The sequence below is a fragment of the Variovorax boronicumulans genome, from assembly GCF_009811375.1.
GTDB lineage: Bacteria > Pseudomonadota > Gammaproteobacteria > Burkholderiales > Burkholderiaceae_C > Variovorax > Variovorax boronicumulans.
This window is the reverse complement of record NZ_BKDH01000004.1, coordinates 136,423-161,962: the sequence shown is the minus strand read 5'-3', so window position 1 is coordinate 161,962 and position 25,540 is coordinate 136,423. Positions and strand designations below refer to the sequence as shown.

The window sequence follows — 25,540 nt, the reverse complement described above, 5'->3', positions numbered from 1 at the left end:
ATGGAACACATTCAGCCTCAACCTTCCGCGGCCGCCGCCACGCTGGACCTCTCGGTCGGCGGCATGACCTGCGCCTCGTGCGTGATGCGCGTGGAGCGCGCGCTCAAGAACGTGCCCGGCGTGCAGAACGTGAGCGTCAACCTCGCGACCGAGTCGGCCCGCATCGTGGCCACCGGCGGCGAGGACATGGCCCTGCTGCTGCGCCGCGCCGTGCGCGCCGCCGGCTACGAGCCGCGCGCCGAAAGCACCGCGCAGGACGAGGCCGCCGCGCTGTCGCCCTGGCACGGCTTCATGCCCGTGGCCATCGGCCTGGCGCTGTCGATCCCGCTGATGGCGCCGATGCTCGGCGACCTGGTCGGCCAGAGCTGGATGCTGCCGCCCTGGGTGCAGCTGCTGCTGGCGACGCCGGTGCAGTTCTGGCTCGGCGCGCGTTTCTACCGCGCGGGCTGGCATGCGGCCAAGGCCCGCACTGGCAACATGGACCTGCTGGTGGCGCTGGGAACCAGCGCGGCCTTCGGCCTGTCGCTGTGGCTGTGGTGGCGCGCCGCCACCGGCGAGCATGCGGGGCACGGCATGGTGCCGCACCTGTACTTCGAAGCCTCGGCGGTGGTGATCACGCTGGTGCTGCTGGGCAAGTGGCTCGAGGCGCGCGCCAAGCGCCAGGCCACCTCGGCGATCCGCGCGCTGCAGCAGCTGCGGCCCGAAGTGGCGCACCTGATCAACGCACGCGGCAAGGAAAGCGACGTGCCGCTGGCCGACGTGATGGTCGGCGACCGCCTCGCCGTGCGCCCCGGCGAACGCGTGCCGGCCGATGCGCGCGTGCTCGAAGGGCAGTCCGAAGTCGACGAATCGATGCTCACCGGCGAACCGCTGCCCGTGGCCAAGAACCCCGGCGACATGCTGACCGGCGGCGCCGTGAACGGCGACGGCCGCATGGTGATCGAAGTGCGCGCGGTCGGCGCCGAGAGCGTGCTGGCCCGCATCATCCGGCTGGTCGAGGACGCCCAGGCCGCGAAGGCGCCGATCCAGCGCATGGTCGACCAGGTGGCGGCGGTGTTCGTGCCGGTGGTGCTGGTGATTGCGCTCGTCACCTTCGCGGGCTGGATGGTCGCGGGAGCCGGCGTCGAGACCGCGCTGATCCATGCGGTGGCGGTGCTGGTCATCGCCTGTCCCTGTGCGCTGGGCCTGGCGACGCCGGTGGCGGTGATGGCGGGCACGGGCGTGGCCGCGAAGCACGGCATCCTCATCAAGGACGCACGGGCTTTGGAAATTGCACACCGCGTCGACACCGTGGCCTTCGACAAGACCGGCACGCTGACGGTGGGCCGCCCCGTGCTCACGGCGCTGCTGCCCGCGGCCGGTGCGCTGGCGAAGGAGAACGACCTGCTCGCCACGGCCGCCAGCCTGCAAGGCGGCAGCGAACATCCGCTCGCACGCGCCGTGTTGTCTGCCGCTGCCGAACGCGGCGTGCAGGCGCCGCCGCTCGGTGCGATGCAGGCGATGCCGGGGCGCGGCGTGCGCGGCGAAGTGAACGGCGCGACCTGGGCCATCGCCAGCCTGCGCTGGTGCCGCGAACTCGATGCGATGCCGGCTGAAGCCGACATCGAACGCCTGCAGTCGCAAGGCGCGACGGTCTCCGCGCTGCTGCGCTTCGACGATGCCGGCTCCGCGCATGTGCAGGCGCTGCTGGCTTTCGCCGACGAGCCGAAGCCGCAGGCTGCCGAAGCGATCCGCACGCTGCGTGGCCGTGGCCTGCGCGTGGTGATGATCTCGGGTGACAACCTGCGCGCGGCGCAGGCGATGGCCGCGCGCCTGGGCATTCCGGCCGAGGACGTGCGCGCCGACGTGCTGCCGGCCGACAAGGCCGAGCAGGTGAGTGCATTGCGCAAGAACGGCCATGTGGTCGCGATGGTCGGCGACGGCGCCAACGACGCGCCCGCGCTGGCCGCGGCCGACGTGGGCATCGCGATGGCGCCGTCGGGTGGCGGCACCGACGTGGCGATGGAAGCGGCCGGCATCACGTTGATGCGTGGCGACCTCGCGCTCGTGGCCGAAGCGCTCGAGCTCTCGGGTCGCACGGTGGCGAAGATCCGGCAGAACCTGTTCTGGGCCTTCGCCTACAACGTGGCCGGCATCCCGCTCGCAGCCTTCGGTTTGCTGAGCCCGGTGGTGGCCGGTGCGGCGATGGCGCTGTCGAGCGTGAGCGTGATGGCCAATGCGCTGTTGCTGCGGCGCTGGAAGCCCAAGCACCAACAACATTGATCCGACAGCGGATCAGTCGAACAGCAGCGCCATCAGGTGCTCGTCGACGAAGTCCGCTTCGCCGGCCCGGCGGTAGAACTGGCGCAGCGTGCCTTCCTGCACGAAGCCCAGCCGGGCATAGAAGCGCAGGGCTGTGGCGTTGTCGCTCTCGGCCATCAGCTCGACGCGGCGAACGCCTTCGGCCTTCAGCCGCGCGAGCACGTCGCTCACCATGGTCTGCGCGACGCCACGGCCATGCAGATCCGGATCGACCGCGAGCGTGCCCAGGCTCGCCACATGCTGTGCACGGCCTGGGTAGCGCGTGACGCGGTAGAAGCCGGCGAGCCGGCCATCGACTTCGAAGATGAAGAAGCCACCGCTGTCGAGCAGGCCCTGGAAGATCGGGCGAAAGTCGTCGCGCGGCATCGGGTCGTAGCCCAGGTAGGGCACGACCCGCTCATGCATGTAGAGATCGAAGACGGCGTCGAAGTCCGAGGGGGCGGCAGGGCGGTGCAGGGGCATGTCGCGCTTCTTCTATGAGGTCCGCAAGGATGGATGCGGCCGAGCATAGCCATGGCAAGGTGGTGCTGACAACCGCCCCGCTTTTTTCTCCCCCGAAGTTCAACCCTCCGGGAAGCGCCGGCTCGCCACGATCACCGCGTTGGTGCCGCCGAAGGCGAAGGAATTCGACAGCACATGGCGCAGCCCCCGCGCCTCGCGTGCCGCGCCGCGCACGAAGTCGACGTTGCCGAACGCGGCGTCCGGCGTGCGCAGGTGGGCGATGGGCGGCAGGGTCTCGCGGGCCAATGCGCGCAGTGCGGCCACGAGTTCGATGGCGCCGCCGCCGCCGAGCACGTGGCCGTGGATCGCCTTGGTCGCGCTGACCGGTGCGGCGTGGCCGAACAACTCGCCGATCGACGCGGCCTCGGCCGCATCGCCCGCGCTCGTGGCCGTGCCGTGGGCGTTGATGTGACCGATGTCCGAGGGCACGAGCCCGGCGTCGCGCAGCGCGGCACGCATCGCGCGCACCTGGCCGGCTGGGTCGGGGTTGGTGATGTGCGTGCCGTCGCAGTTGCTGGCGTAGCCGCTGAGCACGAAGGGCTGGGCGCCGGCGCCACGGGCGCGCGCATGGGCCTCCGATTCGAGTACCAGCGCGGCCGCGCCCTCGCCGATGGCGAAGCCCGCGCGGTCGCCCGAGAACGGACGGCAGGCGGTGGCGGGTGCATCGGCCGGCGGCGGCGCCATGACGCGCATCGCGTGCCAGCTGGCCATCACGCCGGGCGTGAGCATGGCGTCGTGGCCGCCGACGATGGCGATGTCGATCCAGCCGCCGCGGATGGCGCGCATGGCCTCGCCGATGGCCACGGCCGATGAAGCGCAGGCGCAGGCATAGGCCAGCGCCGCGCCGCGCGCGCCGAAGTGCAGCGCCAGTTCGGCGACCGCCGCGTTGGGCATCACGGTGAGCACGGTGGTGGGGCGCATGCGGCGCTGTTCGCCGTAGAGCGCGCGCGTGGTGGCGTCGAAGGTGCCGGCGCCGGCCAGGCCGCTGCCCCAGAAGATGCCGAGGCGGTCGCGGTCGAGGGCGTCGAGGTCCAGACCGGCATCGGCCGCAGCATCCTGCGCAGCGGCCAGGGCCATCGCGGTGCCACGGTCCAGCGGCAGGCGCGAGGCACTGCGCACGCTGCTGGCGTCGAAGTCGCAGGTGGCGGCGGCGATGGCCATCGGGTCCATGCCGGGGATCTCGAGGGTCTGCGCGCGCACCGCGGAGCGGCCGGCGAACAGTGCATCGTCGAAGGCCGCGATGCTGCGTCCGAGCGGCGTGATGAAACCGAGCCCGCTCACGTGCACGGGTGCGGCGGCGGTGTGGGCCGTGGCGGTGGCCGCCAGCACGGCATGGGCGGCGCCGCTGCTCATGCGGCGGCTGCCATGGGTTCGGCGCGTGCGGCGGCGGCTTCGCCCTCGGCATCGATCACCTCGCACAGCCGCTGCAGCGTGATGCCGGCTTCGCGCGGGTCGAGCCGATCTTCGGGAATGCGCAGGTGGAAGGCGTCCTCCACCGCGAAGACGAACTCCATGAGCGCCAGCGAATCGAGGCCGAGGTCCGACAGCGCGGTGGCCGGCGAGATGTTTGCGCGCGCGACGCGGAAGTCGGTCTCGAGGATGGTGGCGATGCTGTTGAAGGTGGGAGAGGAAGACATGAGGAGGTTCCTTTCTTTCAGGCGTGAAGAGCAAGTCCGCGGACGCGGAACACGGGTTCGGGCACCGGGCCGTGGGCCACGGTCTCGGCGAAGGCGAGGGTCTCGCGCACCACCTGCTGGCGGTCGTTGTCGATGCTGATCATGTGGTAGCTGTTGTTCAGGACCACGGTGCGCAGCGAGGCGCACCGCAGCCCGCGCACGAGCAGGTCGAGGTTGGACAGGCTGGCCACCTCGTCCTCGCGCGCATGCAGCGCCAGCACCTGCTCGCACTGCACGTCGTTCAAGCGTCGCCGTACGTGGCGGATCAACCGGTCGTGTTCGCGCAGGTGGCCCACGCCGATCACCGCGCTGCCGGCGCGCGAGACCTGGCGATGCCGCAGCTCGCGCTCGATCCAGGTGCGCACGCGCTCGTTCTTCACGCCGTAGGGCGGGCGCTCGCGGTACTGCCAGAGGCGGCCCAGCGGCGTGTAGAAGGCCAGCGGCAGCAGGAAGCGCGTGCGCGGCACGGCCCAGCCGTCGAAGCGCAGCGTGGTCGACATGAGCACCAGCGCGTCCACCTCGCGCCCGCAGCGGATGGCGCCGCCCAGGGCCAGCGAGGCGCCGGCCGAGATGCCGACCAGCATCACGCGATCGTGCGTGCGCCGCAGCACCTTCACGTGCGCCTCGAGGGTGTCGAGCCAGCGCTCGAAAGGCACGGCCTGCTGCAGCGGCGCGGCGGCGTCGAACGAGTAGCCGGAGATGCACAGCGGCTGCACCGCATACCCGTGGCGCTGCAGGGTCGATTGCACGGTCAGCAGCTCGTCAGGCGTGCTGCATAAACCATGCAGCAGAACCACCGCGGTGCGCTGCACGGCGGGGGACACCAGGCTCAAGGGATCGGAGGGATCGCGTGCACTCATCGGAAGGTGTGTCGTATGCTCATGTCGCGTTTATCGCGGTGAGCGACTGACCGGCCGCTGACGCGTCCATCGCCAGGGCAGACCCACAAATCACCCACCACTCATTCACTCACCATGCGAATCCTGCTTGTGGAAGATGACACCGTGCTGCGCGACGTGATGCTGCGCAGCCTCGCCGACGCGGGTCACCGGGTCGACGTGTCGACCAACGTCGAAGATGCCGACCACCTGTGGCGCGTGCAGCCCTTCGATGCCGTGCTGCTCGACCTCAACCTGCCCGCCACCGCCAGCCCCACCAGCGGGCTCGCGAGCGGCCTCACGGCCTTGCGACAGGCGCGTGCGCGCGGCGACCGCACGCCGGTGCTCGTGCTCACGGCGCGCGGGCGCACCGAAGAGCGCATCGCCGGGCTCGACGCCGGCGCCGACGACTACCTGGGCAAGCCCTTCGACCTCGCCGAGGTGGAGGCGCGGCTGCGCGCGCTGGTGCGGCGCGCCAAGGGCACCGAAGACATCGTGGTGCTCGGCCAGCTCAAGCTCGACCGCAAGGCGCGCCGCTTCGCGGTCGCGAACGCACCGCTCGACCTGCCGGCGCGCGAGTTCGAGGTGCTGTGGGAACTCATGAGCCCGCCGGGGCGCACCGTGAGCAAGCGGGCGCTGTCGGACAAGCTCTCGGGCTTTGACGAATCGCTGGGCGACAACGCGCTCGAGGCCTTCATCTCGCGCCTGCGCAAGAAGCTGCTCGGCTCGGGCGCGGGCATCCGCACGCTGCGCGGCATCGGCTACCTGCTCGAAGCCGAGGTGTGAGGCCGCCCGTGAGCGAGGCCCTCCCGCCGGTCGCGCCCGTTGCCCGTGTCGCACCGTCGCTCACGCGGCGCGTGCTGCGCAACGTGCTGGTGCCGCTGGCGCTGACCTGGATGGCCGGTGCGGTGATCGCACTCGTCATCGCCAACTACTTCTCCGAGCAGGCCTTCGACCGCGGCATGCTCGACGACGCCTATGCGCTGTCGGCCAACGTGCAGGCGGGCGAGCGCGGCATCGAGCTGCTGCTGACGCCGCGCGAAGTGGCGACCGTGCTGTTCGACCAGACCGACAAGGTTTACTTCTCGGTGCAGCGGCTCGACGGCACGCCCATCTCGGGCAGGGCCGACCTGAAGGCACCGCTACCCGACGAAGGCTCGCGCTACCGTTTTTCCGACATCGACTACGACGGCAATGTGCTGCGCGCTGTGGTGCTCGACCACGACGCCGAGCCCGGCCTGCACATGCCCTACCGCGTGATCGTGGCCCAGACCACGCTGAGCCGCGCCGCCCTGGTGCAGCGGCTGCTGTTCTATGCCATGGCGCCGCAGGTGCTGCTGCTCGTGCTGCTGGCCGTGTGGCTCTGGCACGGCATCCGGCGCGATCTGCGACCGCTCGGCGAGTTGCAGCGCGCACTCGACACCCGCGACGTGCGCGACCTCTCGCCGGTGGCCGTGGCGCAGACCTCGAAAGAGTTGCAGCGCCTGGGCGATGCCGTCAACGCGCTGTTCGACCGGCTGCGCCACAGCGTGCGCGCGCAGCGCGAGTTCGTGGGCAACGTGGCGCACGAGTTGCGCACGCCCCTCGCGGGCATTCGCGCCCTGGCCGAGTACGGGCTCGCGCAGCACGACACCGAGGTGTGGCGCGAACAGCTCACGCGCGTGTCCGAGCGGCAGGCGCGTGCGAGCCATTTGATCGACCAGTTGCTTGCGCTCGCACTGGCCGACGAGGCGCGCACCGACCTGCAGCGCACGCCCGTGTCGCTCGACATGCTGGCCGAGCAGACCGTGCTGCGCCACCTGGCGCGCGCCGATGCGCGCGGCGTCGACCTGGGCGCGCGCGGCCTCGACGACGGCGTGACGGTGCTCGCGAACGAAGCGCTGGTGGAGGGCATCCTCGACAACCTGATCGACAACGCGCTGCGCTACGGCGGACGCACCATCACCGTCGAACTCGCGGGTCGCACGCTGAGCGTGATCGACGACGGACCCGGCATTCCGCTCGAAGCGCAGCGTGACCTCATGCAACGCTGGGCACAAGGCCCCGCGGGCCAGAAGCTGGGGCAGGGCGCGGGGCTGGGGCTGTCGATCGTGGCGCGCTATGCCGAGCTGCTGGGGGCAGAACTGCGACTCGAAGCCGCCGAGCCGACCGGTCTGCGCGTGAGCGTGACCTTCGGGGACGACGCCTGACAGTTCACGCGCTTGTCAGTGGCTTGCGCAGATAAACGCGTGTGCGGCCGTCGAGCGATTCGCGCCGGTACTCGACATAGCCGATGCGCTGGTAGAGCGCGAGGTTCTCGGTCATCTTCTCGTTCGTGAACAGGTAGATCGACGCGTGGCCCTGGCGCAGTGCTTCGCGCTCGGCCAGTTCGAGCAGCGCGCGGCCCGCGCCGCTGCCCTGGTGGTCGGGGTGCACGGCGATGACATCAATCAGGAAGCCTTCGTCTGTGACATCGAGCAGCAGTGCGGCGCCGATCTGTTGCTCCGGTCGCTCGGCCACCCACACCTGCAGATGTGCGATGGCCTGCGCATAGTCGCGCGTCATCGGCCGCGGCGTGAGGCCCAGGCGCGCGATGTAGGTGCGGAAGGCTTCGACGGCGCACGCAGTGACAGTCGCCACGTCGTCGGCGGTGGCGCGACGCAGATGCCAGGGCGCAGCGTTGTCGCTCACGCGTCGAACTCGACCTCGCCCTCGATCTCCACCGGGATGCCGAAAGGCAGCTCCGCCATGCCCACGGCGCTGCGCGCATGGGCGCCGACCTCGGGACCGAAGAGCTCGAGGATCAGATCGGAAAACCCGTTGATGACCGCCGGCTGCTGTTGAAAGCCGGGCGCCGAGGCCATCATGCCGAACACGCGCGTCCAGGCGGTGATGCGGTCCAGGTCGCCGAGCGCGCGCTGCAGGCTGCCGAGCATCGCGAGGCCGGTGAGGCGCGCGGCGGCGTAGCCCTGGTCGACTGTCAGCTCTGCGCCGAGCTTGCCCAGCGGCGCAGCGATGCGGCCATCGGCATCCAGCGGACCATGGCCCGAGACGATGGCGCGCCGACCGACGAGGCGGACGAACTGAAAGGGGAGGATGACGCCGGGTGGTGGCGTCACGGGAGGTGGAAGGGCAAGGGCCAACGCAGTGAGGCGATCGGTGATGCGGGGCATGGCGATGATCGGAGGCGCGTGATGGACAGGCGCCAAGGGTAAGCGGGGGCGGACGGGGTGGCAATCCGGCGCGAAGCGCTTCAGTGCGACGGGCGAGGTTCGGGCCGGTGTTCAAGCCGTTTCTCTTCGGCAGTGAATGAAATCCCCGATGGCGAGGCGTTGTCCCGATACGCTCAACGAGCCTTGAGATTGGAGCCGTCGAACTTGGCTTGATCCTTGGCGAATACCTGAATCTTGCTTTCTTTGACTTGTGTCTTGGCGAGATTTACCGAGCGATCGACGGAATTTCCATTGACTTCCAACTGTCCGATGCGGCCATTGGAAATGTCGAGACTACCGATGGTGTTGCCTTCGAAAACAAGGCGCTGCGTTTCCAGCCAGGAGGCATCGACGATGGGCAAGGTGCAGTTGCGAACGACCGCCAAGCTGTTGATTGGGGCGGCCTGCCATTCGCTGTCTTGAAGCGGACGTCCTGGTCCCAGATTGACGCGTTGCATCGGACCCGTGCCGAAGTTTGTACTTTCGAGCAAGACCTGCTGCGCGCTGTCCATCGGCATGACAAATGAAATGTTCTTGCCGTTGCCGAAGACTTCGCTGTTGCGGATCGAGAAGCTCTTCGCGGTGACGCCGGCATTGATGAACCCGCCCTTTACCCTTTCGATCAATACATCGCTTTTGATTGCGGCGTTGTTCAGATTCAAGTGTTCGAGTACGGTGTCGCGGATAGTGAGGGATTGAAGATCACGTGCTGCCATGTCGAGAACCCCACGGAACTTCGAGGTCTGGATGGTCACTGCGGCCGATTCGTAGCTCGCTCCGCTGTTTGCCGGACTGTCTGTCCAAATGCCGATGTCTTGTGCTTCACATCTGTCCAACACGATTTTCTTATAGCCGGCAAGCTCGAACCACTTTGCCTTGCAGTCGACGAAAGTGGCATCGCCTCTGCTTCCAATGCCGCCCCAATTGTTTGGACTCTGAGCCTTACCGACGAAACTGCAGGATTCAAAGTGGACATCGGAACTCCCGCTAAGGTCGATCACGTTGCTTTGTCCTCCCGCTTGGCAACGGACAAAGCGAATCGATCTGGAAATGCCCCAGTTGATGATTCCAGCGAATCGACAGTCCTCAAATACACAATCGCGTAGCTCGCTGAGCTTGATTTCGTAGGCACCTACGAAGTCGCAATTCACGAACCTGACTTTGTGCCATGCGACGTGCTGAAAGGCGACGCCGCTGAATTCTGCGCTGTCGATCACCAGTTGCGAGGTCCCCACTTCTCGTTGACGGAGCGCTGGCTCGAGCAGGTAGGCATAGGCTTTGCCAAATGACTTGATATTTTTCTTAGTACCCATGGCGTATCCAAAAAGAAGAGGCGGGAACGATGCGAATGCGGCAGTTGTAAACAAGAGGGAGCGGCGATCCATCGGTTTCCTTCGGATTCACTTATTGCCATCAGGATTGATGGCCTCCTTCGATGGCACATACCCTTTGCCTTTGTAGTTTTCCGCAAGAAACTTCCAGTCAGGAACTTCCCCCCGCTCTTCCGCTGGCCTGCGGAAGAACCACTTCGAGGTTCCCGTGGCGCCGTAGTCCACGCCGCCGCCCTTGAGGGCTGTGCCGAATACGCCGATTTCGAATGGAAACATCCATGGGTCCGTGCAATCCATGTCCTTGCTCCAATCGTCCTTGCCGACCTTGGGTTGCTTCAACAGCACCTCACAAAATGCTTGCTCGGTGATTGCGCCGTTGTCCAGGATTCGCGTCAGCAAGGCGTGGTCTTTGGCTTCGAGCTTGATGAAGGGGCTGTGGCCTTCGGAGGTGTATCTGGTGGTCAAGGTGTGCCAGATTTTCATGGCCCTGGTTCCCGTGCCGACTTGCTCAAACACCCAGAACCTGATCCCTGCAATGCACTCCAGCTTGGCCATGGTTACGCTCAGCGTCAACGGCACCTTCCACCCCGCCTGTATCAGCGGTGTCGGCACGAAGACCAGGGGCGGGTCAATGCCTTTGTCTAGATGCCGGCTCATCACGGCCATGTAGTCGAGTGCCACCGCGAGGCGCGGCTTCTCGTTCAGCGGCGCGCCGGCGCTCTTGCTGGAGCGTTGCGTCATGACCTGGGTGATGATGCCCGTCGCGGGGTCCAGGAGCGTGCCTGAGGGCGGACGCAAGGTCCAGCTGTCGAGCTCTCGGTCGAGGTTCTGCTTGCCGATCGGACCGCCGCTGCTGCTGACGATGAAGCGCGTGCGCTGGCGCGCCGGCGCTTTCACGGTCTCCTTGCGGATGCCGGGGTCGACAGCACTGGTGACCTGGACCATGCGCGCGCCACTGGACGGCTGGCACCACGCGACGTCGTAAACGCCGCTGCGATGGCTGTGGCCACTGAAGTGCCAATCCACCGCGGTCTCGGGTGTTGCCTTGCCCGTGCTGCCACCGTCGACGCACACGAAGCGCTCGAAATAGACGTCCTGGTTGACTTCGCACGTGCCGGTGTTGACGTGATTGAATCCGGGTTGCCCGCGAAGAGGGGCGCCCAAGGGACTGCTCGAAGGAATAAAGCGTGCCTGTTCGGGCGTGGCCGAGTAGGGCAGCGGTTCGTCGTAGTTGATGATGGTGAAGTGCGTCGCCACCGTGAGGCTGGCACCCGGGCTTGCGCGTTTGTGGCTCTGGGCCTGCCCCAGCAACTGCAGCTGCTTGTTGCTGAAGGATTGGGTTGCGCGGGGCAGGATGCCGGTTCCCTGGCGGTCGGTCGAGGTGATCAGCAGGCCACTCACCGTGAGGTTCTTGAAGTTCTCCCCTTGCCCCCAGCCCAGCGCCGCGATCACCTGGGTGGCCGGTCCGGGCCGGTCGGGTTCAACGCCCAGCGCGATCAGCACGTCCTCGAGCGGCGTGAAGAGGGCGTAGAACCAGTCGTAGTTCTCGGTCCTGTAGTTGTTGCCGGTCAGGGCCTGTGCATAGGTGGGGCCGTATGCCAGCGTGGTCTCGTAGATGCTCATGTTGTGGTCGGCCGAGATGCCTTCGTTGGCCTTGTTGTTGTGCCATTGGCTGGCCTTGTCGAAGTCCCGGTAGGTTTCCGCCAGATCCCCGATATGGAGGTTCTTGTTGCTGTTGACGACGCGTCGACCGATCTCGGCCTTGATTCCGATCCGGCGGGCTTGGTGCGTACCTGCGTGCGTAGCGACGGTGGTGGTGGGCTCGAAGGCGCGTTCCCTGCCCCAGCCATCGGTGTCGAGTGTGTCGGTGGTGTCTTCGAGCACGCCCATGGCGGCGCCCCAGTCGTTGATGCGCGGGCTGATGCCGTAGGGCACCGTGTATGCCTCGTGGTTGCCGCTGGTCATGAACACAGGCAGCTTGAGTTCGTTGTAGGCGTAGCGAACGAGGCTGAAGGCGAGCATGTCGTCCTGCCCGCGTGGGTACAGGCCTGGCGTGTTGAAGTGGTTCAACACGTTGAACTTTTTCCATTGCTCGCCGATGCCGTCGCCGACCTGCCGGGGATCGATGTTGCGATTGAAATCGATCAGGTCGCCGGTGAAGAGCAGGGCCGTGTCGGGCTTCTTGCCGGCACCGATCTTGTCGAAGAGCTCCTTGAGCGCGTTGAAGCTGTTGCACACGCGTGCGCCCACTGCAGGGCCGTCGAAGCTGCTGCTGTCTTCGATGATGCGCGCCGGTGACTTGGCCAGCGCGTTGTGCCGCACGTTGATGTGAACGTCGCTCAGGTGCCCGAGCTTCAGTGGTCCGTCACTGGCCAGTCGGATGACGGGATGCCACGCCGCCAAGCGCTGGGAGTCGTCGAGGGCCAGCGTGCGGGCTTTTTGTGCCGTTTGTGCGACGTCGTATTCCATCAGGTTGGTTTCCTTCCCTTTGGGCGCGCCGTCGGTGTTGGTGGGCTGGTGCCGGTGCCGCAGGTCGTTGACCTGGGCGGCAAGGAAGGACTCGACCAGCAGGTCTTGAGAATGCACCGTGCTGACAGCACACAGCGTGGGAAAGCTTTCCTTTTGCTGGCGGGTAGGTTCGACCATCCAGGCGAAGCTCTTGAAGCTGTCGGTCTCGGGCTGGACGGCCAGTTTTTCGATGTCGAGCTCCACTTCGTAGACGTGCCCGCCCGCGAAGCCCGAGGCGGTGTACGCGCTCGCAGCCTGCGGACTGAGGGTGGCGAAGATTTCGCCTTTCTGGTTGTAGATGAGCGCGCCGGCTTCGAACTTGGCGACGCGCCAGACCTTGATGGCGCCCTTGGCCTTGGCGCAGTCTGCGCCGTCTCCGGTCAGTCCACCTACGCGGATGTCGGCGTCGGGTTTGGTGCCCTTCATGCCGACGAGGCGCAGGTGACGCGCCACGGTGGCCGCGGCGGCCTGCTCTTCGTCGCCATCCATGGAGACGACCTCCGCGCGTTTGTCATGCGTGGTTCGTCGGCCAGCGCTGTTGGCCACACCGAGCGTCGCGGTAGCGATGAAGAGGCTGCACTTTTTCTGGCTGGAAGAGATCAGCATCGGTGTGCCGAGGCTGGGATAGAGGATCACGGCCACTTGCTGCGCCGGGTCGCTGCAATCGCACACCGATGCGCCGGTCTTGGGTTCGTTTGCCATGGATCAGAAGGTCTTCGCGTCGGACATGAAGCCACCGCCCGTCGTGTTGAAGGCAGACAGAAGGGCGTTGGACTGTTCGTCGCAGAGGCGAACCAGCATCGCGTCGCGGTCGCACGCCCAGCCTTGCTGCACTGCCGATGGCGTGTGCGCCAAGACATCACGGAGATTCAGCGGAGTGCGTGCAACCGACAAAGCGTCGAGGAAGCCGGGGTGGGTGTGGAAGCGCGCGTGCTTGAGCAAGGCAAGGCGGCATGCGTGTGCCTTGTTGTCCCAACCCGCCAGGCCTACACGACGGGTGAATGCCAGCGCGGCTTGTGCGATCTTTCGGCGAAGCAATGGATGCATCTGTGCGAGCAGGTCGGCCGCGGGGGGATTCGATGTTTCCAGTTCTTCGCAGAGCAGGGCGATGACAAGATTCGCTTCCCCTGCCTTGTCGATGGCCTGGACCCATTCGGCAGTAAGTTCGACTCCCTCGTTCGACGGCGTGATCTCGGTGTCTGCGCCACCCTTGACGTACCGAATGCGAAGGTCACCGTCCCAGCCTGCCCACCAGGCGAGCGGACGGCTGAATTTGCGCTGCACGGGGTCTGACCAGTGCGCGAACATGTCGAAGCCGATGCGGGGATCGAAGTAGCGCAACAGAACGGACGATCCATCGAGCAATGTGCCGGACAGGAAACCGCGCAGATGCGCGGAAAGCTTCTGCAAGCGCAGCGGGCTGGCCATCAGGGTGAGCGCTTCGGCCGCAGCCTGATGCGCAAGCGCATGGCGCAGCGACTCGGAAGATGAGGCGGGGATCTCGATGAGCCAGGGGCCGATGTCGGCCATCTCCGCTTCGGGTGTCTGCATGAACAAGCGTTCGCAGGCGAGCTCTTGCATCGCGACCATGCGAGCGACGACGCCTTCTTCGCATTGCCCCGCACTGACGAGTGCGTAGCGGTGCATGGGCGTGGCGGTCGCAGCGCTTTCGGCACTGAGCCAGTGTTCGATCTGCGTCGACATGGCTCGATGCAGCGCCACATCGAGTCTGGTTCGTGCAGCGTGTGTGAGGTCGGATGACTGTTGCGCGGTGTGGTTCGGCATGTCACTCCCGAGGTGCAGCCGCGGTCGCGCGGCGCATGGCGCGTTGCATGCACTCCCAGCACACGGTCGGTGCGGTGGGGCCTGACTTCTTGTCCGGCCCCGGCGTCCCATGCATCGCGGCATGTTCGATCCATGTGCCCAGCGTGCCGTGCCGGATGCCGCCTTCGCTCCATTCGCTGAAGCTGGTGCCGCCGTTGATCGTGACCTTCTTCTTGGCGGTGATGTAGACCGTGTCTTCGGTGCTCACGATGTCGATGTCTTTCAAGGCCGTGGCCTCGATGGCGTCGCTTTGGGCTTCGATGCGGATGTCGCCCTGCGATGCAAAGGCCTTGATGCCGCTCTTGAGCGTGAAGATGCGCATGCCTTCCGCCACGCTGGCGAGGATGCGCTGGGCGGCACTCAAGGAGGTGTGGCCGGCACTGGTGAGCTGGATGTGCGCGCCGGTGTGCGCATGCAGGTGGCAGGTGCGTGGCGGTGGTGGCGGCGATGCCTGCAGGACTGGCGAGCGCGAGATGCGGTGTGGCCAGTTCGGGAAAGCGGCCTTCGGTCGATGGGCTGCCGTGGCCCCGGAGGTCTTCGTTCTGCTGCTTGATGGCATGGGCGACGGTGGACTGGTCGTCGTTGTCGTCCTGAGCCTCGGCTGTGCGGGCCGCTTCGGCCAGGCCTTCGATCTGGTCGCGTGCGCTCGTCAGGCGCTGGATGGTTTCGCCCATGTCCTTGGCTTGGCGAGCTGCATCGGGACGGCCTTCAGTGGTGATGAGCATGCCGTCCTGGGCTCTCAATACGCCATGGGCGTCAGTGCGCAACTCGAAGCCCTCCCCCCTGGGGTCTTTCCTGCCCGCGTTGTCCTCGATGCGCGTGATCGCCCCCAGGCTCAGGCTTGAACTCTGGTGATCACTTTTGAGCTGCACCTGGATTTTCTCGGCCGTGTCATCCAGGATCAGGTGATTCGATCTGCCCGCCGCACCGTTGCCCCCCCCTCGGTCAGCTCCCGGCTCCTGAACCCGCTCAATGCGTTCTGGCCGGGGAGTTGCCACGGCGGCAGGTTCACCTGGTTGTGCACCCTGCCCATGCAAATCGGCAGGTCCGCGTCTCCCGCGATGAAGCTCACGATGACTTCCTGCCCGATGCGCGGAATCTGGATGCCCCCGAGCTGGTTGCCCGCCCAGGGCGAGCTCACCCGCACCCAGCAGCTGCTGTGCTGGTTCTTCTGTCCCTGCCGGTCCCAAGGGAACTGCACCTTGATGCGCCCCAGCTCATCCGTCCACAGGTTCTGGCCCTCGGGGCCCACCACCAGCGCCACCTGCGGGCCGACCATGGCAGGCTTGGACTGGGTCGGCTCGGGCCGCAGGGGCTCTGTGACCGGGTGGGCCGTGAAGTCCACCTGCACGCGCCATTGCTGCTTGCGGTCGGCAGCGGCTTCGCGGTTCTGGCTGTCTTCGGCGACGTCTTCGATGAGCAAGCGGGTGTCCAGGATCAGGTACTCGGCGTTGGCCGACTCCCTCGGGTGCTTCTTCAGCTGGAAGGTGCATCCTGGCACCATGCCTCTGAGGTTGCCACTGGCCTGGGCGCGGGTTCCGTGGGTGCGCAGTGCCTGCATGCGCAGCAGGGACAGCAGGCGGCCTTCGCCGTGAGGATCGGTGCTTGTGTCTGCTCCTGCATTAGGCTGGGCGTAGTGACTGCCTCCCGCTCCTGATGCATGCCACTGGTAGACCTCGCCCTCGGCCTGCCCCGTGGGGCGCGGATCAGCTCTCGAAACACTCAGATCCGCCCTGGGGCGCGTGTAGTCGTAGTCCCGAGTCGCGTACTTCCCACTCGTGAGTTGATGGGCAGGCACGAAGCTGTGGATGTACTCGGTATCGATCTTCCAGCCGGGGGCGTGGTATTCCACATGCTCGTACAGCGGATCGCCAGCCGCATAGGCCCCCATGGCATCCGAGAGCACCAGGCGGTGCTTGCCGTCCGAGTGCTCGAAGTGGTAGCTGATGCCCCATTCCTGGCACAGGCGACAGAAGAAAGCGAAGTCGCTCTCGTTGAACTGGGTCTGATAGTCGCGCACCGGGTAGTGCTCGATCAGGCGCTTGTCCACGGGGAAGGCGTAGCCGCCCAGGAGTTCGTCCAGGATCTGGACGACGCTGAGGTTCTGGAAGATCCTGCAGTCGGTGCGCAGGGTGGCCAGGTGCAGCCAGGGGCGCAGGGTGAGCTTGTACTGGGCGTGGCGCCCTTCCTCGCCCCACAGGGCTGCGTCGGTGATCAGGGCATTGATCTGGCGGGGGGAAGAGCCATCGAGTTCGATCTCGCAGCTGATCTCCTGGCCGATGAAGGCATCCAGGTCGAAGTCGGCGCCGGAAGAGACGCCGGACAGAGCCAGCGCATCCGGGGTCTTGAGAAAGAGTTCGTAGGCAAAGAGGCTGTTGACCCCCTCATGCCCTGACAGCCGCACGGGCTCCAGTGCAGCCTGACCAAGAACAACAGGGATCGCAGCAGAAGAGACAGACAGCGTGCGCGGCATCGACGACTTCCTTGAGAGAAGGAGGAGAGGTCGGCGCAGTCTGCAGGGACTGCGCGGCGCACACTGCGAACAATCGTCACCTCACGCGCTGCTCGCCAAAAAGGGCGAAGCAAGCGCGAAGAAGTTGACGCTGGAAGGGCCGGCTCAGCCCAGCGCCGGATAGTCCGTATACCCCTTCACCCCACCCCCATACATCGTCGCCTTGTCCAGCTCGTTCAGCGGCGCGTGCTCGCGCAGGCGGCGCACCAGGTCGGGGTTCGAGATGAAGGGCTTGCCGAAGGCCACGAGGTCGTCGCCTTCCTTCACGGCTTCTTCGGCCAGGGGGCGGTCGTAGCCGTTGTTGACCATCCAGGCGGCCTTGCCGCCGGCGGCGCGGTAGGCGGCCTTGAGGGCTTCGTAGTCGAAGGGGCGGTCGGCGATTTCGCGCGGGCCGCCGGTGGCGCCTTCGATGATGTGGATGTAGGCCAGGTTCAGCGGCGCGAGCTGCTGCACGACGTAGGTGAACAGCGGCTGCGGGTCGCTGTCGTGCGCGTCGTTGGCGGGCGTGACGGGCGACAGGCGGATGCCGGTCTTGCCGCCGCCGACGGCATCGACCACGGCGCGCGTGGACTCGAGCAGCAGGCGCGCGCGGTTCTTGATGGAGCCGCCGTAGTCGTCGGTGCGCTTGTTGCTGCCGTCTTTCAGGAACTGGTCGAGCAGGTAGCCGTTGGCGCCGTGCAGCTCGACGCCGTCGAAGCCCGCGGTCTCGACGGCGTTGCGTGCGGCCGCGGCATAGGCGTGGACGATGCCGGGCAGTTCGGCCGCATCGAGCGCGCGCGGCTCCGACGTTTCGACGAAGGTGGGCACGCCGTCCTTGATGAGCACGGTCTTGGTCTTGGCGGTGATGGCCGAGGGCGCGACGGGCTTGCCGCCACCGGGTTGCAGTTCGGTGTGCGAGACGCGGCCCACGTGCCACAGCTGCACGACGATCTTGCCGCCCTCGGCGTGCACGGCGTCGGTCACGCGCTTCCAGGCGTCGAGTTGCTCGGTGCCGTAGAGGCCGGGCACGTCGGCGTAGCCCTGGCCCTGGTGGCTGATGGCGGTGGCTTCGGTGATGAGCAGGCCGGCGCTGGCGCGCTGGGCGTAGTAGGTGGCGGCGATGTCGGGCGGGATCGCGTTGGGCGAGCGGTTGCGCGTGAGCGGCGCCATCACGATGCGGTTGGCGAGCTGGAGGTCGCCGGCCTGGACGGGGTCGAAAAGGGTGGACATCGTGGATTGAGGGGGCAGAGTTGAAACAGGCGCAAGGCTAAGCCGCCCGTCTCAACCCTGCTGTCGCACGGTTGTCCCGATTGGTGCTAAGGAAGCAGCCGCGCCAGCAGCGCCGGGCTCACGCGCACGGGCAGCGCCAGCAGGATCTGCCCCATGCCCTTGCCGAGCGGGTCGTTGCGCAGCGAGGCCATGCCGCCGCCGCCGAGCGCCTGTTCGCAGACGAAGTTGAAGGCGTGGATGCCGGGCACCTCGTGGCGCGTGACGCGGCCCTGCACCAGGTGCGCGAGCCATGCGGCCACGCGGGCCTCGGTGAGCTGCGCGCGCAGCAGCGGCAGCAACTCGGGATGGCGCGCGATGACGCCGATGTTCGAGGTGTCGCCCTTGTCGCCGCTGCGGGCCCACGCGAGGCGGATCAGCGGGACGTCGATGGCGTCGTCGCCGGGCGTGGCCAGGGGCAGTTCATCGTTGGTGCGCACAGCGGGTGGGTCGTCGCTGGTGGCGTGCGTCGCGGGCACATCGACGGCCTGCCCATCGACGCGCACCTGCGGGATCACGCGCGCCTTGTCGAGCAGGAACGCGTACTGCCGGATCGATGGCGACACCGAGGCGCGCCCGCCGCCCGCGCCCGTGGTGCCGGGCGCCCACGAGGTGCCGGCCGGCGCGACCTCGCGCGCGAACAGCTCCAGCGCGTCCTTGCGCGGATGCGTCACGGCGAGCCGCAGCACGGCCTCGCGGATCTGCTGCGCCTGTGTCTGCGCATGCGGGCCGTAGCAGGACTCGGCGCCGAGCACTTCGAGCTGCGTGCCGCTGTAGGGCCCGAGGCCCTGCTGCGCAAAGAGGGCGCCGGTGCGCGCGAGGATCGCTTCGCCGGTGCGCCGCGCCTTGGCCACCGCGTCGAAGCCGACGATCGTGAGCTGCGCCGCGGTCTTGAAGCCGTCGACGTAGGTGGCGCAGACCTTGTAGCTGCCGGTGGGTGCGCGGCCGCGCGCGCCGTGCACGCGCACGCGGTGTTCGCCCGCCTGTTCGATGCGCACCTGCGTGAAGTCGGCCACCACGTCGGGCAGCAGGTAGGCGGCGGGGTCGCCGATTTCGTAGAGCATCTGCTCGCCGACCACGGCGGGCGTGAGCTTGCCGCCGGTGCCCGCGGGCTTGGTGACGACGAAGCTGCCGTCGGCGTTGCATTCGACGATGGGATAGCCGATGTTCGGCCAGTCGGGCACGGTGTCCCAGTCGGTGTGCAGGCCGCCGGTGGCCTGGCAGCCGCACTCGATGATGTGGCCCGCGAGGCTGCCCGCGGCAAGCAGGTCGTGGTCGCCGGGCTGCCATTGGAATTCGTGCATGAGCACGCCGAGCGTGACGGCCGAGTCGACGCAGCGGCCGGTGATGACGACCTGCGCGCCCGCGTCGAGCGCGGCCTGGACCGGGCGCGCGCCCAGGTAGGCGTTGGCGCTGAGCACGCGCTCGGGCAGCGGCGCGCCGCTCTGCAGTTCACGCACGGGCGGTTGCGAGGCGCGCAGTTCGGGCAGCAGCGGCGACACGTCGTCGCCGCTGACCACGGCGATCTTCAGCGAGACGCCTTGCTCGGCGGCCAGTGCCGCGAGCGCATCGGCGCAGCCTTGCGGGTTGACGCCGCCCGCGTTGCTCACGACGCGGATGCCTTGTTTCACGACGTCTTTCAGCACGGCCTTCATCGCGACGGAGACGAAGTCGGTCGCGTAGCCCAGCTCGGGCTTCTTCAGCCGCGCGCCTGCGAGGATCGACATGGTGAGTTCGGCGAGGTAGTCGAACACGAGGTAGTCGATCTGCCCGCTGGCCACGAGCTGCGGCGCGCCCACGCTGCTGTCGCCCCAGAAGCCGGAGGCGCCGCCGATGCGGACGACGCGATTGCTGTCGTGGTTGCTGCTGTTCATCGTCCGCTCCATTGCGGCTTGCGCTTCTCGCGGAAGGCGAGCTGGCCTTCGGCCGCGTCTTCGGTGAGCGCGAACAGGCCGATCTGGCTTTCGGTGAAGGCCATCGATTCCTCGAAAGCCATGGCCTCGATCTTCTTCATCGTGTACAGGCCGCGGCGGATGGCGGCGGGCGATTTGTCGAGCAGGCGGCCCAGCAGCCAGTCGACGCTCTCGTCGACGTCGTCGCTCACGCGGTTGATGAGCTTCAGCTCGAGCGCCTGCGCGGCGTCGATCGGTTCGCCGGTGATGCACATCTCGGCCAGCACGCGGCGCGGCAGCAGGCCGCCGAGCACGCTGAGCACCTGCGCGGGAAACACGCCGACCTTCACCTCGGGCAGACCGAACACGGCCTGGCGGCTGGCCACGGCCAGGTCGCACATCGCCATGAGGCCCATGCCGCCCGCCATGCACGCGCCGTTGACGCGCGCGATCAGCGGCACGGTCGATTGCCGCGCCTGGCGAAAGAGGTTGGCCATGCCCTGGTAGGGCGCGGCGTAGTCGAACTTGAACGAGGTGCCGCTTTGCAGGTCGGCGCCGGCGCAGAAGGCGCGCGTGCCGGCGCCGGTGAGGACCACGGCGCGCACGGCGGTGTCGCGGTTGGCGCGGGCCAGCGCATCGGACAGGCCCTCGAGCACGGCCGCGTTGATGGCGTTGCGGCGTTCCTGGCGATCGATGGTGAGCCACATGACGGGCCCGCGCATCTCTTCGCGCAGCTCGACAGGGGACGGGGAAGAAGAAGGGGGAGGGGATTCGGACATGGGCGGCTCGGCTTCCTGGTGACGGATGCCGTAGCGTCGCCCGAAAAAAAAGCCGCGGCATGCGGCTTGTGGCTGCGGTGATCCGGGTTTTCCCTGGGATGGCCCGGATCGTCGCTGGCGTCGCGTTCTGCGCGCTTTGGCTTACTTCAGCAGGCCTTCGGCCTTCATCGCTTCCTGAACGGCGGGGCGGGCGGCCACGCGGGCGTGCCAGGCCAGCACGTTGGGGAAGTCCGAGATGTCCACGCCGGTGGGCTTGGTCCAGTTGGTCACGGTGAACAGGTAGCCGTCGGCCACGCTGAAATGCTCGCCCATCAGGTACTGCTTGGCGGAGAGTTCGCCGTCGAGCCACTGGAAGCGGGCCTTGAGCTTGTCCTTGGAGATGGACTTGGCTTCCTCGGGCATGGCCGGGTTGAACAGCGGGCTGAAACCCTTGTGCATCTCGGTGCCGATGAAGGTCAGCCACTCCTGCAGGCGGTAGCGCGGCATGGTGCCGTTGGCGGGCGCGAGGTTCTTGGTGGGGGCGAGGTCGGCGATGTATTGCACGATGGCCGGGCCTTCACGCAGGCGGGTGCCGTCGTCGAGCTCGAGCATCGGCACGTAGCCCAGCGGGTTGATGCCGTAGTAGTCGGTGCCGTCCTGCAGCTTGTGGCTCTTGGTGCTGGCCAGCACGGGCTCGAAGGCGATGCCCGCTTCGTGCAGCGCGATGTGGGGGGAGAGCGAGCAGGCGCCGGGCGAGTAGTACAGCTTCATTCGAAAAAACTCCAATGGATAGAAGGAAAAGATCTGTGCGACCGAAAGGGATGCTAGCGGGTTTGGCCGCATCGCGTTTTTGTCCTACGGCGGCTCGCGCGTGGCGACTATCGGGCGGCGCAGCGGGGCTTCCTACAGTCCGGACACGGCGGCGCATGCCCGCCGCAAAGCAACCAAGGAGTGGTTCACCATGCTCAAGTACGCGATCATTTTTGCGGTCATCTCGCTCGTGGCGGGTCTGCTGGGCTTCGGCGGCGTGGCGGCCGGCGCGGCGGGCATCGCCAAGCTGCTGTTCGGCCTGTTCCTCGTGCTGGCGGTGCTGTTCGTGGTGCTGGCCGCACTCGGCGTGGGCGCGGTGAAGAAGGCGCTCGATTGACCGCCTTGCCCCATGCCATGCACCTGTCGCACGTCGATCTGCGCCTGGACTACGAGGTGGACGCCCCGGCGCACCTGCGGCTGAACATCGAGGCCGCGCGCACGGGTGCGCAGGCGGTGCTGGCCGAGACACTCACCATCGAGCCGCCCGCGCGGCTGCGGGTGGGCTGCGAGCCCGACAGCGGCAACCGCTTCGTGCGTTTCGACGCGGCGCCCGGCCCGCTGACCATCGCCTACCGCGCGACGGTGCGGCGCCCGGTGGTGCATGTGCCGGCCACCCTGCCCGAGGTGCCGGTGAGCCAGCTGCCCGACGCGGTGCTGGGCGACCTGCTGCCCACGCGCTACTGCGAGTCGGACCTGCTGGCGCGCTGCGCGCAGCAGCTCTTCGGCGACCTGCCGCCGGGCATCGGCCGCGTGCAGGCGATTGCCGAGTGGATCCACGACAGCATCGTCTACGTGCCGGGCAGCAGCGACTCGACCACCACGGCGCGCGAAGTGTTCGTGCAGCGCGCCGGCGTGTGCCGCGACTTCGCGCACCTGGGCATCACCTTCTGCCGCGCGCTCAACATTCCGGCGCGGCTGGTGGTGGGCTACGTGTGGTTCGACGAGCCGCCGCAGGACTTCCATGCCGTGTTCGAAGCCTGGCTCGGCGGGCAGTGGGTGCTGTTCGATCCGACGCGCATGGCGCCCGTCGACCGGCTGGTGCGCGTGGGCACGGGGCGCGACGCGAAGGATGTGGCCTTCTCCACGATCTTCGGCGCGGTGCGCATGACCGACAAGAAGCTCGCCGTGCGCGAATTGCAGGACGAGCGGGCCATTGCGCCGCGCACGCCGGCACCCAGCGGCGAGCTGCGGGGCATCGAGAAGCCCGAACCGGTGCTCTGACCCTCCCAAGCGACCGCCCGATGTGGGTTGTTTGCTATTAAATATATAGCATCCTGCGCAATGTCGACAAGGCTCCGGGCCGATTTTGGCGCGGCTCCCTAGCTTGTCCACACAGGGGTTGCGGCAGGGCATCGCCGCTTAAAATTAGTGCCCTTTTTTGCGCCGCGCACGCGTCTGTGGTGCGCCCCCTTTTTCCAATGCTGTACCCCGAAGAATTCGATGTGATCGTCGTCGGCGGTGGCCATGCCGGCACCGAAGCCGCGCTCGCTTCCGCACGCATGGGCGCCAAGACGCTGCTGCTCTCCCACAACATCGAGACGCTGGGGCAGATGAGCTGCAACCCGTCGATCGGCGGCATCGGCAAGGGCCACCTCGTGAAGGAGGTCGACGCGCTCGGCGGCGCGATGGCCATTGCCACGGACGAGGCGGGCATCCAGTTCCGCATCCTCAACTCGAGCAAGGGCCCGGCCGTGCGCGCCACGCGGGCGCAGGCCGACCGCGTGCTGTACAAGGCCGCGATCCGCCACCGCCTGGAAAACCAGCCGAACCTCAGCCTGTTCCAGCAAGCCGTCGATGACCTGATGATCGAAGGCGATCGCGTGGTCGGCGCCGTCACGCAGGTGGGCATTTCTTTCCGCGCGCGCACCGTGGTGCTGACCGCCGGTACGTTCCTCGACGGTCGCATCCACGTCGGCCTCGACAACTACCAGGCTGGCCGCGCGGGCGACCCGCCGGCGATCAGCCTGTCGGCGCGCCTGAAGGAACTCAAGCTGCCGCAGGGTCGCCTGAAGACCGGCACGCCGCCGCGCCTGGACGGCCGCAGCATCGACTTCTCGAAGTGCACCGAACAACCCGGCGACGGCATGCCCGGTGGGGCAGGGCCGATGCCGGTGTTCAGCTTCATGGGCAAGGTCGAGATGCACCCGCAGCAGATGCCGTGCTGGGTGACGCACACCAACCAGCGCACGCACGACATCATCCGCTCGGGCTTCGATCGCAGTCCGATGTTCACCGGCAAGATCGACGGCGTGGGTCCGCGCTACTGCCCGAGCGTCGAAGACAAGATCAACCGCTTTGCCGACAAGGACAGCCATCAGATCTTCCTGGAGCCCGAAGGCCTGACGACCAACGAGTACTACCCGAACGGGATCTCGACCAGCCTGCCGTTCGACATCCAGTACCAGCTGGTGCGCTCGATGCCGGGCCTGGAAAACGCCCACATCCTGCGCCCGGGCTATGCCATCGAGTACGACTACTTCGATCCGCGCGAACTCAAGAGCAGCTTCGAGACGCGTGCGATCCGCGGCCTGTTCTTTGCCGGACAGATCAACGGCACCACCGGCTACGAAGAAGCCGCAGCCCAGGGCCTGTTCGCCGGCATCAACGCCGCGCTGCAATGCCGCGGCGAAGACGCCTGGCTGCCGCGCCGCGACGAGGCCTACCTGGGCGTGCTGGTCGACGACCTGATCACCAAGGGCGTGACGGAGCCGTACCGCATGTTCACCAGCCGCGCCGAGTTCCGGCTGCAGCTGCGCGAGGACAACGCCGACATGCGCCTGACCGAAGCAGGGCGCAAGCTGGGCCTCGTGGACGACGCGCGCTGGGACGCTTTCAGCCGCAAGCGCGACGCTGTTTCACGTGAAACAGAGCGGCTCAAGTCGATCTGGGTGAACCCGCGCAACCTGCCGGCGACCGAGTCGGCCCGGGTGCTGGGCAAGGCCATCGAGCACGAATACAACCTGGCCGACCTGCTGCGCCGGCCCGACGTGAACTACGAAACCCTGATGTCGCTGGACGGCGGCAAGTACGGCCCGTCGTCGGCGCTGAGCGCTTCCGAGATCGAGCAGATCGAGATCTCGGCCAAGTACTCCGGCTACATCGAGCGTCAGCACGACGAAGTGGAGCGCGCCGCCCACTTCGAGAACCTGAAGCTGCCGGCCGATTTCGACTACGGCCAGGTCAAGGCGCTGAGCTTCGAGGTGCGCCAGAAGCTGGACAAGCATCGGCCCGAAACGCTGGGGCTGGCATCGCGCATCTCGGGCGTCACGCCCGCCGCGATCTCGCTGCTGATGATTCACCTGCGCAAGGGCGGGCACAAGGCCTTCGCCCGCGACGCCGCCGATACCGCCACAGCCACAGAAACCACCGAAGCTGCTGCCACCGAGCCGCACACCGCACCATGAGCGCGACGCCCCTCGACACGCTGCGCGCAGGCGCAGCCGCCTTGGGCGTGGCCCTGTCCGACACGCAGGGCGAACAGCTACTGGCCTACGGCACGCTGATGCTCAAGTGGAACAAGGTCTACAACCTGACGGCCGTGCGCGACCCGGCCGGCGTCATGACGCACCACCTGCTCGACAGCCTCGCGGCCGTCGCACCGCTGCAGCGCGAGTGGGCAGGGAAGGGCAGGCTGCTCGACGTCGGCTCCGGCGGCGGTCTGCCGGGCGTGGTGATCGCCATCATGCGGCCCGACATCGAGGTCAGTTGCCTCGATGCCGTCGCCAAGAAAGCCGCCTTCGTGCAACAGGTGGCGGCCGAACTGGAGCTGCCGAACCTGCGCGGCCTGCATGCGCGGGTCGAATCGTTGGCCGGCAGCTACGAGGTGATCAGCTCGCGCGCCTTCGCGTCGCTGCCCGACTTCTTCAACGGCTCGGTGCACTTGCTGGCACCGGGCGGCGTCTGGCTGGCCATGAAGGGCAAGGTGCCGAGCGACGAACTGGCCGTCTTGCCGGCGGGCGTCGCAGTGTTTCACGTGGAACAACTGACGGTGCCGGGCCTGGACGCCGAGCGCTGCATCGTCTGGGCGCGCAAAGAGGCCGCCTGATTTCGTAAAAGATGCGACGGCGCCGGCAAAAGCCGGTGCCGGAGCAATCTTCCCGGCGCTGGCCTGCC

At 67.4% G+C, this 25,540-nt stretch carries 22 protein-coding genes and 1 pseudogene; 7 read left to right on the top strand and 16 right to left on the bottom strand.

Annotated elements, in window-relative coordinates; translation table 11 throughout:
• Positions 1 to 2,262: a heavy metal translocating P-type ATPase gene (locus VHAB30_RS25805; RefSeq protein ID WP_159279072.1), complete on the top strand. Its 2,262-nt coding sequence runs from the start codon at positions 1 to 3 to the stop codon at positions 2,260 to 2,262.
• A gap of 12 nt (positions 2,263 to 2,274) precedes the next feature.
• Here the strand turns inward: VHAB30_RS25805 and VHAB30_RS25800 are convergent, their stop codons facing one another.
• The 4 genes from VHAB30_RS25800 to VHAB30_RS25785 form a co-directional block, all read right to left on the bottom strand.
• Entirely contained in the window at positions 2,275 to 2,763 is a 489-nt protein-coding gene (locus VHAB30_RS25800; RefSeq protein WP_235926921.1) for a GNAT family N-acetyltransferase, read from the bottom strand.
• A gap of 99 nt (positions 2,764 to 2,862) precedes the next feature.
• On the bottom strand, positions 2,863 to 4,155 hold the full coding sequence (locus tag VHAB30_RS25795) for a beta-ketoacyl-[acyl-carrier-protein] synthase family protein (RefSeq protein ID WP_159279071.1): 1,293 nt from the start codon (positions 4,153 to 4,155) through the stop codon (positions 2,863 to 2,865).
• Entirely contained in the window at positions 4,152 to 4,439 is a 288-nt protein-coding gene (locus VHAB30_RS25790; protein ID WP_062473796.1) for a phosphopantetheine-binding protein, read from the bottom strand. The genes VHAB30_RS25795 and VHAB30_RS25790 overlap by 4 nt, the downstream gene beginning before the upstream one ends.
• Positions 4,440 to 4,456: 17 nt before the next feature.
• Positions 4,457 to 5,338 carry an alpha/beta hydrolase gene (locus VHAB30_RS25785; protein ID WP_159279070.1) on the bottom strand — a complete coding sequence of 294 codons (882 nt, stop codon included), beginning with the start codon at positions 5,336 to 5,338 and terminating at the stop codon, positions 4,457 to 4,459.
• A gap of 114 nt (positions 5,339 to 5,452) precedes the next feature.
• Between VHAB30_RS25785 and VHAB30_RS25780 the strand changes: the two genes are divergently transcribed.
• Together VHAB30_RS25780 and VHAB30_RS25775 are read left to right on the top strand one after the other, a co-directional pair.
• Entirely contained in the window at positions 5,453 to 6,142 is a 690-nt protein-coding gene (locus VHAB30_RS25780; RefSeq protein WP_056574813.1) for a response regulator transcription factor, read from the top strand.
• Positions 6,143 to 6,150: 8 nt separating this feature from the next.
• Positions 6,151 to 7,545, top strand: a complete 1,395-nt coding sequence (locus tag VHAB30_RS25775) for a sensor histidine kinase (protein WP_159279069.1) — start codon at positions 6,151 to 6,153, stop codon at positions 7,543 to 7,545.
• A 4-nt stretch (positions 7,546 to 7,549) separates the two neighbouring features.
• Here VHAB30_RS25775 and VHAB30_RS25770 read toward each other — a convergent pair whose 3' ends face one another.
• The 12 genes and pseudogenes from VHAB30_RS25770 to gstA form a co-directional block, all read right to left on the bottom strand.
• Positions 7,550 to 8,026 carry a GNAT family N-acetyltransferase gene (locus VHAB30_RS25770; RefSeq protein ID WP_159279068.1) on the bottom strand — a complete coding sequence of 159 codons (477 nt, stop codon included), beginning with the start codon at positions 8,024 to 8,026 and terminating at the stop codon, positions 7,550 to 7,552.
• A complete protein-coding gene (locus VHAB30_RS25765; RefSeq protein WP_159279067.1) occupies positions 8,023 to 8,508 on the bottom strand; it encodes a RidA family protein in 486 nt (161 codons plus the stop codon). Before VHAB30_RS25765 ends, VHAB30_RS25770 begins: the two co-directional genes overlap by 4 nt.
• A 173-nt stretch (positions 8,509 to 8,681) precedes the next feature.
• Entirely contained in the window at positions 8,682 to 9,932 is a 1,251-nt protein-coding gene (locus tag VHAB30_RS25760) for a hypothetical protein (protein WP_159279066.1), read from the bottom strand.
• A gap of 15 nt (positions 9,933 to 9,947) precedes the next feature.
• The gene (locus VHAB30_RS25755; RefSeq protein ID WP_159279065.1) at positions 9,948 to 13,088 is read right to left on the bottom strand and encodes a metallophosphoesterase; all 3,141 of its coding nucleotides are present in this window, start codon (positions 13,086 to 13,088) and stop codon (positions 9,948 to 9,950) included.
• A 3-nt stretch (positions 13,089 to 13,091) separates the two neighbouring features.
• On the bottom strand, positions 13,092 to 14,090 hold the full coding sequence (locus VHAB30_RS25750) for a DUF4123 domain-containing protein (protein WP_159279064.1): 999 nt from the start codon (positions 14,088 to 14,090) through the stop codon (positions 13,092 to 13,094).
• 82 nt (positions 14,091 to 14,172) lie between these two features.
• Positions 14,173 to 14,769 carry a DUF2345 domain-containing protein gene (locus VHAB30_RS31230; protein WP_235926920.1) on the bottom strand — a complete coding sequence of 199 codons (597 nt, stop codon included), beginning with the start codon at positions 14,767 to 14,769 and terminating at the stop codon, positions 14,173 to 14,175.
• A 109-nt stretch (positions 14,770 to 14,878) separates the two neighbouring features.
• Positions 14,879 to 15,082: pseudogene (locus VHAB30_RS31225) on the bottom strand (type VI secretion system Vgr family protein); the annotation flags it as partial.
• Between the two features lie 29 nt (positions 15,083 to 15,111).
• On the bottom strand, positions 15,112 to 16,683 hold the full coding sequence (locus VHAB30_RS31220; RefSeq protein WP_235926919.1) for a type VI secretion system Vgr family protein: 1,572 nt from the start codon (positions 16,681 to 16,683) through the stop codon (positions 15,112 to 15,114).
• Between the two features lie 144 nt (positions 16,684 to 16,827).
• Positions 16,828 to 17,931, bottom strand: coding sequence for an alkene reductase (locus tag VHAB30_RS25740; RefSeq protein ID WP_159279063.1), 1,104 nt, complete (start codon positions 17,929 to 17,931; stop codon positions 16,828 to 16,830).
• 86 nt (positions 17,932 to 18,017) lie between these two features.
• The gene (locus tag VHAB30_RS25735; RefSeq protein ID WP_159279062.1) at positions 18,018 to 19,841 is read right to left on the bottom strand and encodes an acyclic terpene utilization AtuA family protein; all 1,824 of its coding nucleotides are present in this window, start codon (positions 19,839 to 19,841) and stop codon (positions 18,018 to 18,020) included.
• Entirely contained in the window at positions 19,838 to 20,638 is an 801-nt protein-coding gene (locus VHAB30_RS25730; protein WP_174250286.1) for an enoyl-CoA hydratase/isomerase family protein, read from the bottom strand. Before VHAB30_RS25730 ends, VHAB30_RS25735 begins: the two co-directional genes overlap by 4 nt.
• Positions 20,639 to 20,779: 141 nt before the next feature.
• Complete coding sequence (gene gstA / locus VHAB30_RS25725; protein WP_062473773.1) at positions 20,780 to 21,388, bottom strand: glutathione transferase GstA; 609 nt, start codon at positions 21,386 to 21,388, stop codon at positions 20,780 to 20,782.
• Positions 21,389 to 21,578: 190 nt separating this feature from the next.
• On the opposite strand from gstA, the gene VHAB30_RS25720 reads away from it, so the two are divergent.
• The 4 genes from VHAB30_RS25720 to rsmG all read left to right on the top strand — a co-directional run bounded on the left by VHAB30_RS25720 (position 21,579) and on the right by rsmG (position 25,472).
• Positions 21,579 to 21,764, top strand: coding sequence for a DUF1328 family protein (locus VHAB30_RS25720; RefSeq protein WP_013538518.1), 186 nt, complete (start codon positions 21,579 to 21,581; stop codon positions 21,762 to 21,764).
• The gene (locus VHAB30_RS25715; RefSeq protein WP_390904038.1) at positions 21,761 to 22,648 is read left to right on the top strand and encodes a transglutaminase-like domain-containing protein; all 888 of its coding nucleotides are present in this window, start codon (positions 21,761 to 21,763) and stop codon (positions 22,646 to 22,648) included. Before VHAB30_RS25720 ends, VHAB30_RS25715 begins: the two co-directional genes overlap by 4 nt.
• A 197-nt stretch (positions 22,649 to 22,845) precedes the next feature.
• Complete coding sequence (gene mnmG / locus VHAB30_RS25710) at positions 22,846 to 24,831, top strand: tRNA uridine-5-carboxymethylaminomethyl(34) synthesis enzyme MnmG (protein ID WP_159279061.1); 1,986 nt, start codon at positions 22,846 to 22,848, stop codon at positions 24,829 to 24,831.
• On the top strand, positions 24,828 to 25,472 hold the full coding sequence (rsmG, locus tag VHAB30_RS25705; protein ID WP_159279060.1) for a 16S rRNA (guanine(527)-N(7))-methyltransferase RsmG: 645 nt from the start codon (positions 24,828 to 24,830) through the stop codon (positions 25,470 to 25,472). The genes mnmG and rsmG overlap by 4 nt, the downstream gene beginning before the upstream one ends.
• Positions 25,473 to 25,540: the final 68 nt, after the last annotated feature.

Bases quoted from the DNA above. Each gene is read 5' to 3' on its own strand.
- VHAB30_RS25800 (WP_235926921.1), bottom strand. From the start codon at position 2,763: ATGCCCCTGCACCGCCCTGCCGCCCCCTCGGACTTCGACGCCGTCTTC.
- rsmG (WP_159279060.1), top strand. From the start codon at position 24,828: ATGAGCGCGACGCCCCTCGACACGCTGCGCGCAGGCGCAGCCGCCTTG.
- VHAB30_RS31230 (WP_235926920.1), bottom strand. From the start codon at position 14,769: ATGCCATCAAGCAGCAGAACGAAGACCTCCGGGGCCACGGCAGCCCAT.
- VHAB30_RS25780 (WP_056574813.1), top strand. From the start codon at position 5,453: ATGCGAATCCTGCTTGTGGAAGATGACACCGTGCTGCGCGACGTGATG.
- VHAB30_RS25730 (WP_174250286.1), bottom strand. From the start codon at position 20,638: ATGTCCGAATCCCCTCCCCCTTCTTCTTCCCCGTCCCCTGTCGAGCTG.
- VHAB30_RS25735 (WP_159279062.1), bottom strand. From the start codon at position 19,841: ATGAACAGCAGCAACCACGACAGCAATCGCGTCGTCCGCATCGGCGGC.
- VHAB30_RS25805 (WP_159279072.1), top strand. From the start codon at position 1: ATGGAACACATTCAGCCTCAACCTTCCGCGGCCGCCGCCACGCTGGAC.
- mnmG (WP_159279061.1), top strand. From the start codon at position 22,846: ATGCTGTACCCCGAAGAATTCGATGTGATCGTCGTCGGCGGTGGCCAT.
- VHAB30_RS25750 (WP_159279064.1), bottom strand. From the start codon at position 14,090: ATGTCGACGCAGATCGAACACTGGCTCAGTGCCGAAAGCGCTGCGACC.
- VHAB30_RS25790 (WP_062473796.1), bottom strand. From the start codon at position 4,439: ATGTCTTCCTCTCCCACCTTCAACAGCATCGCCACCATCCTCGAGACC.
- VHAB30_RS31220 (WP_235926919.1), bottom strand. From the start codon at position 16,683: ATGCCGCGCACGCTGTCTGTCTCTTCTGCTGCGATCCCTGTTGTTCTT.
- VHAB30_RS25795 (WP_159279071.1), bottom strand. From the start codon at position 4,155: ATGAGCAGCGGCGCCGCCCATGCCGTGCTGGCGGCCACCGCCACGGCC.
- VHAB30_RS25765 (WP_159279067.1), bottom strand. From the start codon at position 8,508: ATGCCCCGCATCACCGATCGCCTCACTGCGTTGGCCCTTGCCCTTCCA.
- VHAB30_RS25760 (WP_159279066.1), bottom strand. From the start codon at position 9,932: ATGGATCGCCGCTCCCTCTTGTTTACAACTGCCGCATTCGCATCGTTC.
- VHAB30_RS25785 (WP_159279070.1), bottom strand. From the start codon at position 5,338: ATGAGTGCACGCGATCCCTCCGATCCCTTGAGCCTGGTGTCCCCCGCC.
- VHAB30_RS25720 (WP_013538518.1), top strand. From the start codon at position 21,579: ATGCTCAAGTACGCGATCATTTTTGCGGTCATCTCGCTCGTGGCGGGT.
- VHAB30_RS25755 (WP_159279065.1), bottom strand. From the start codon at position 13,088: ATGGCAAACGAACCCAAGACCGGCGCATCGGTGTGCGATTGCAGCGAC.
- gstA (WP_062473773.1), bottom strand. From the start codon at position 21,388: ATGAAGCTGTACTACTCGCCCGGCGCCTGCTCGCTCTCCCCCCACATC.
- VHAB30_RS25740 (WP_159279063.1), bottom strand. From the start codon at position 17,931: ATGTCCACCCTTTTCGACCCCGTCCAGGCCGGCGACCTCCAGCTCGCC.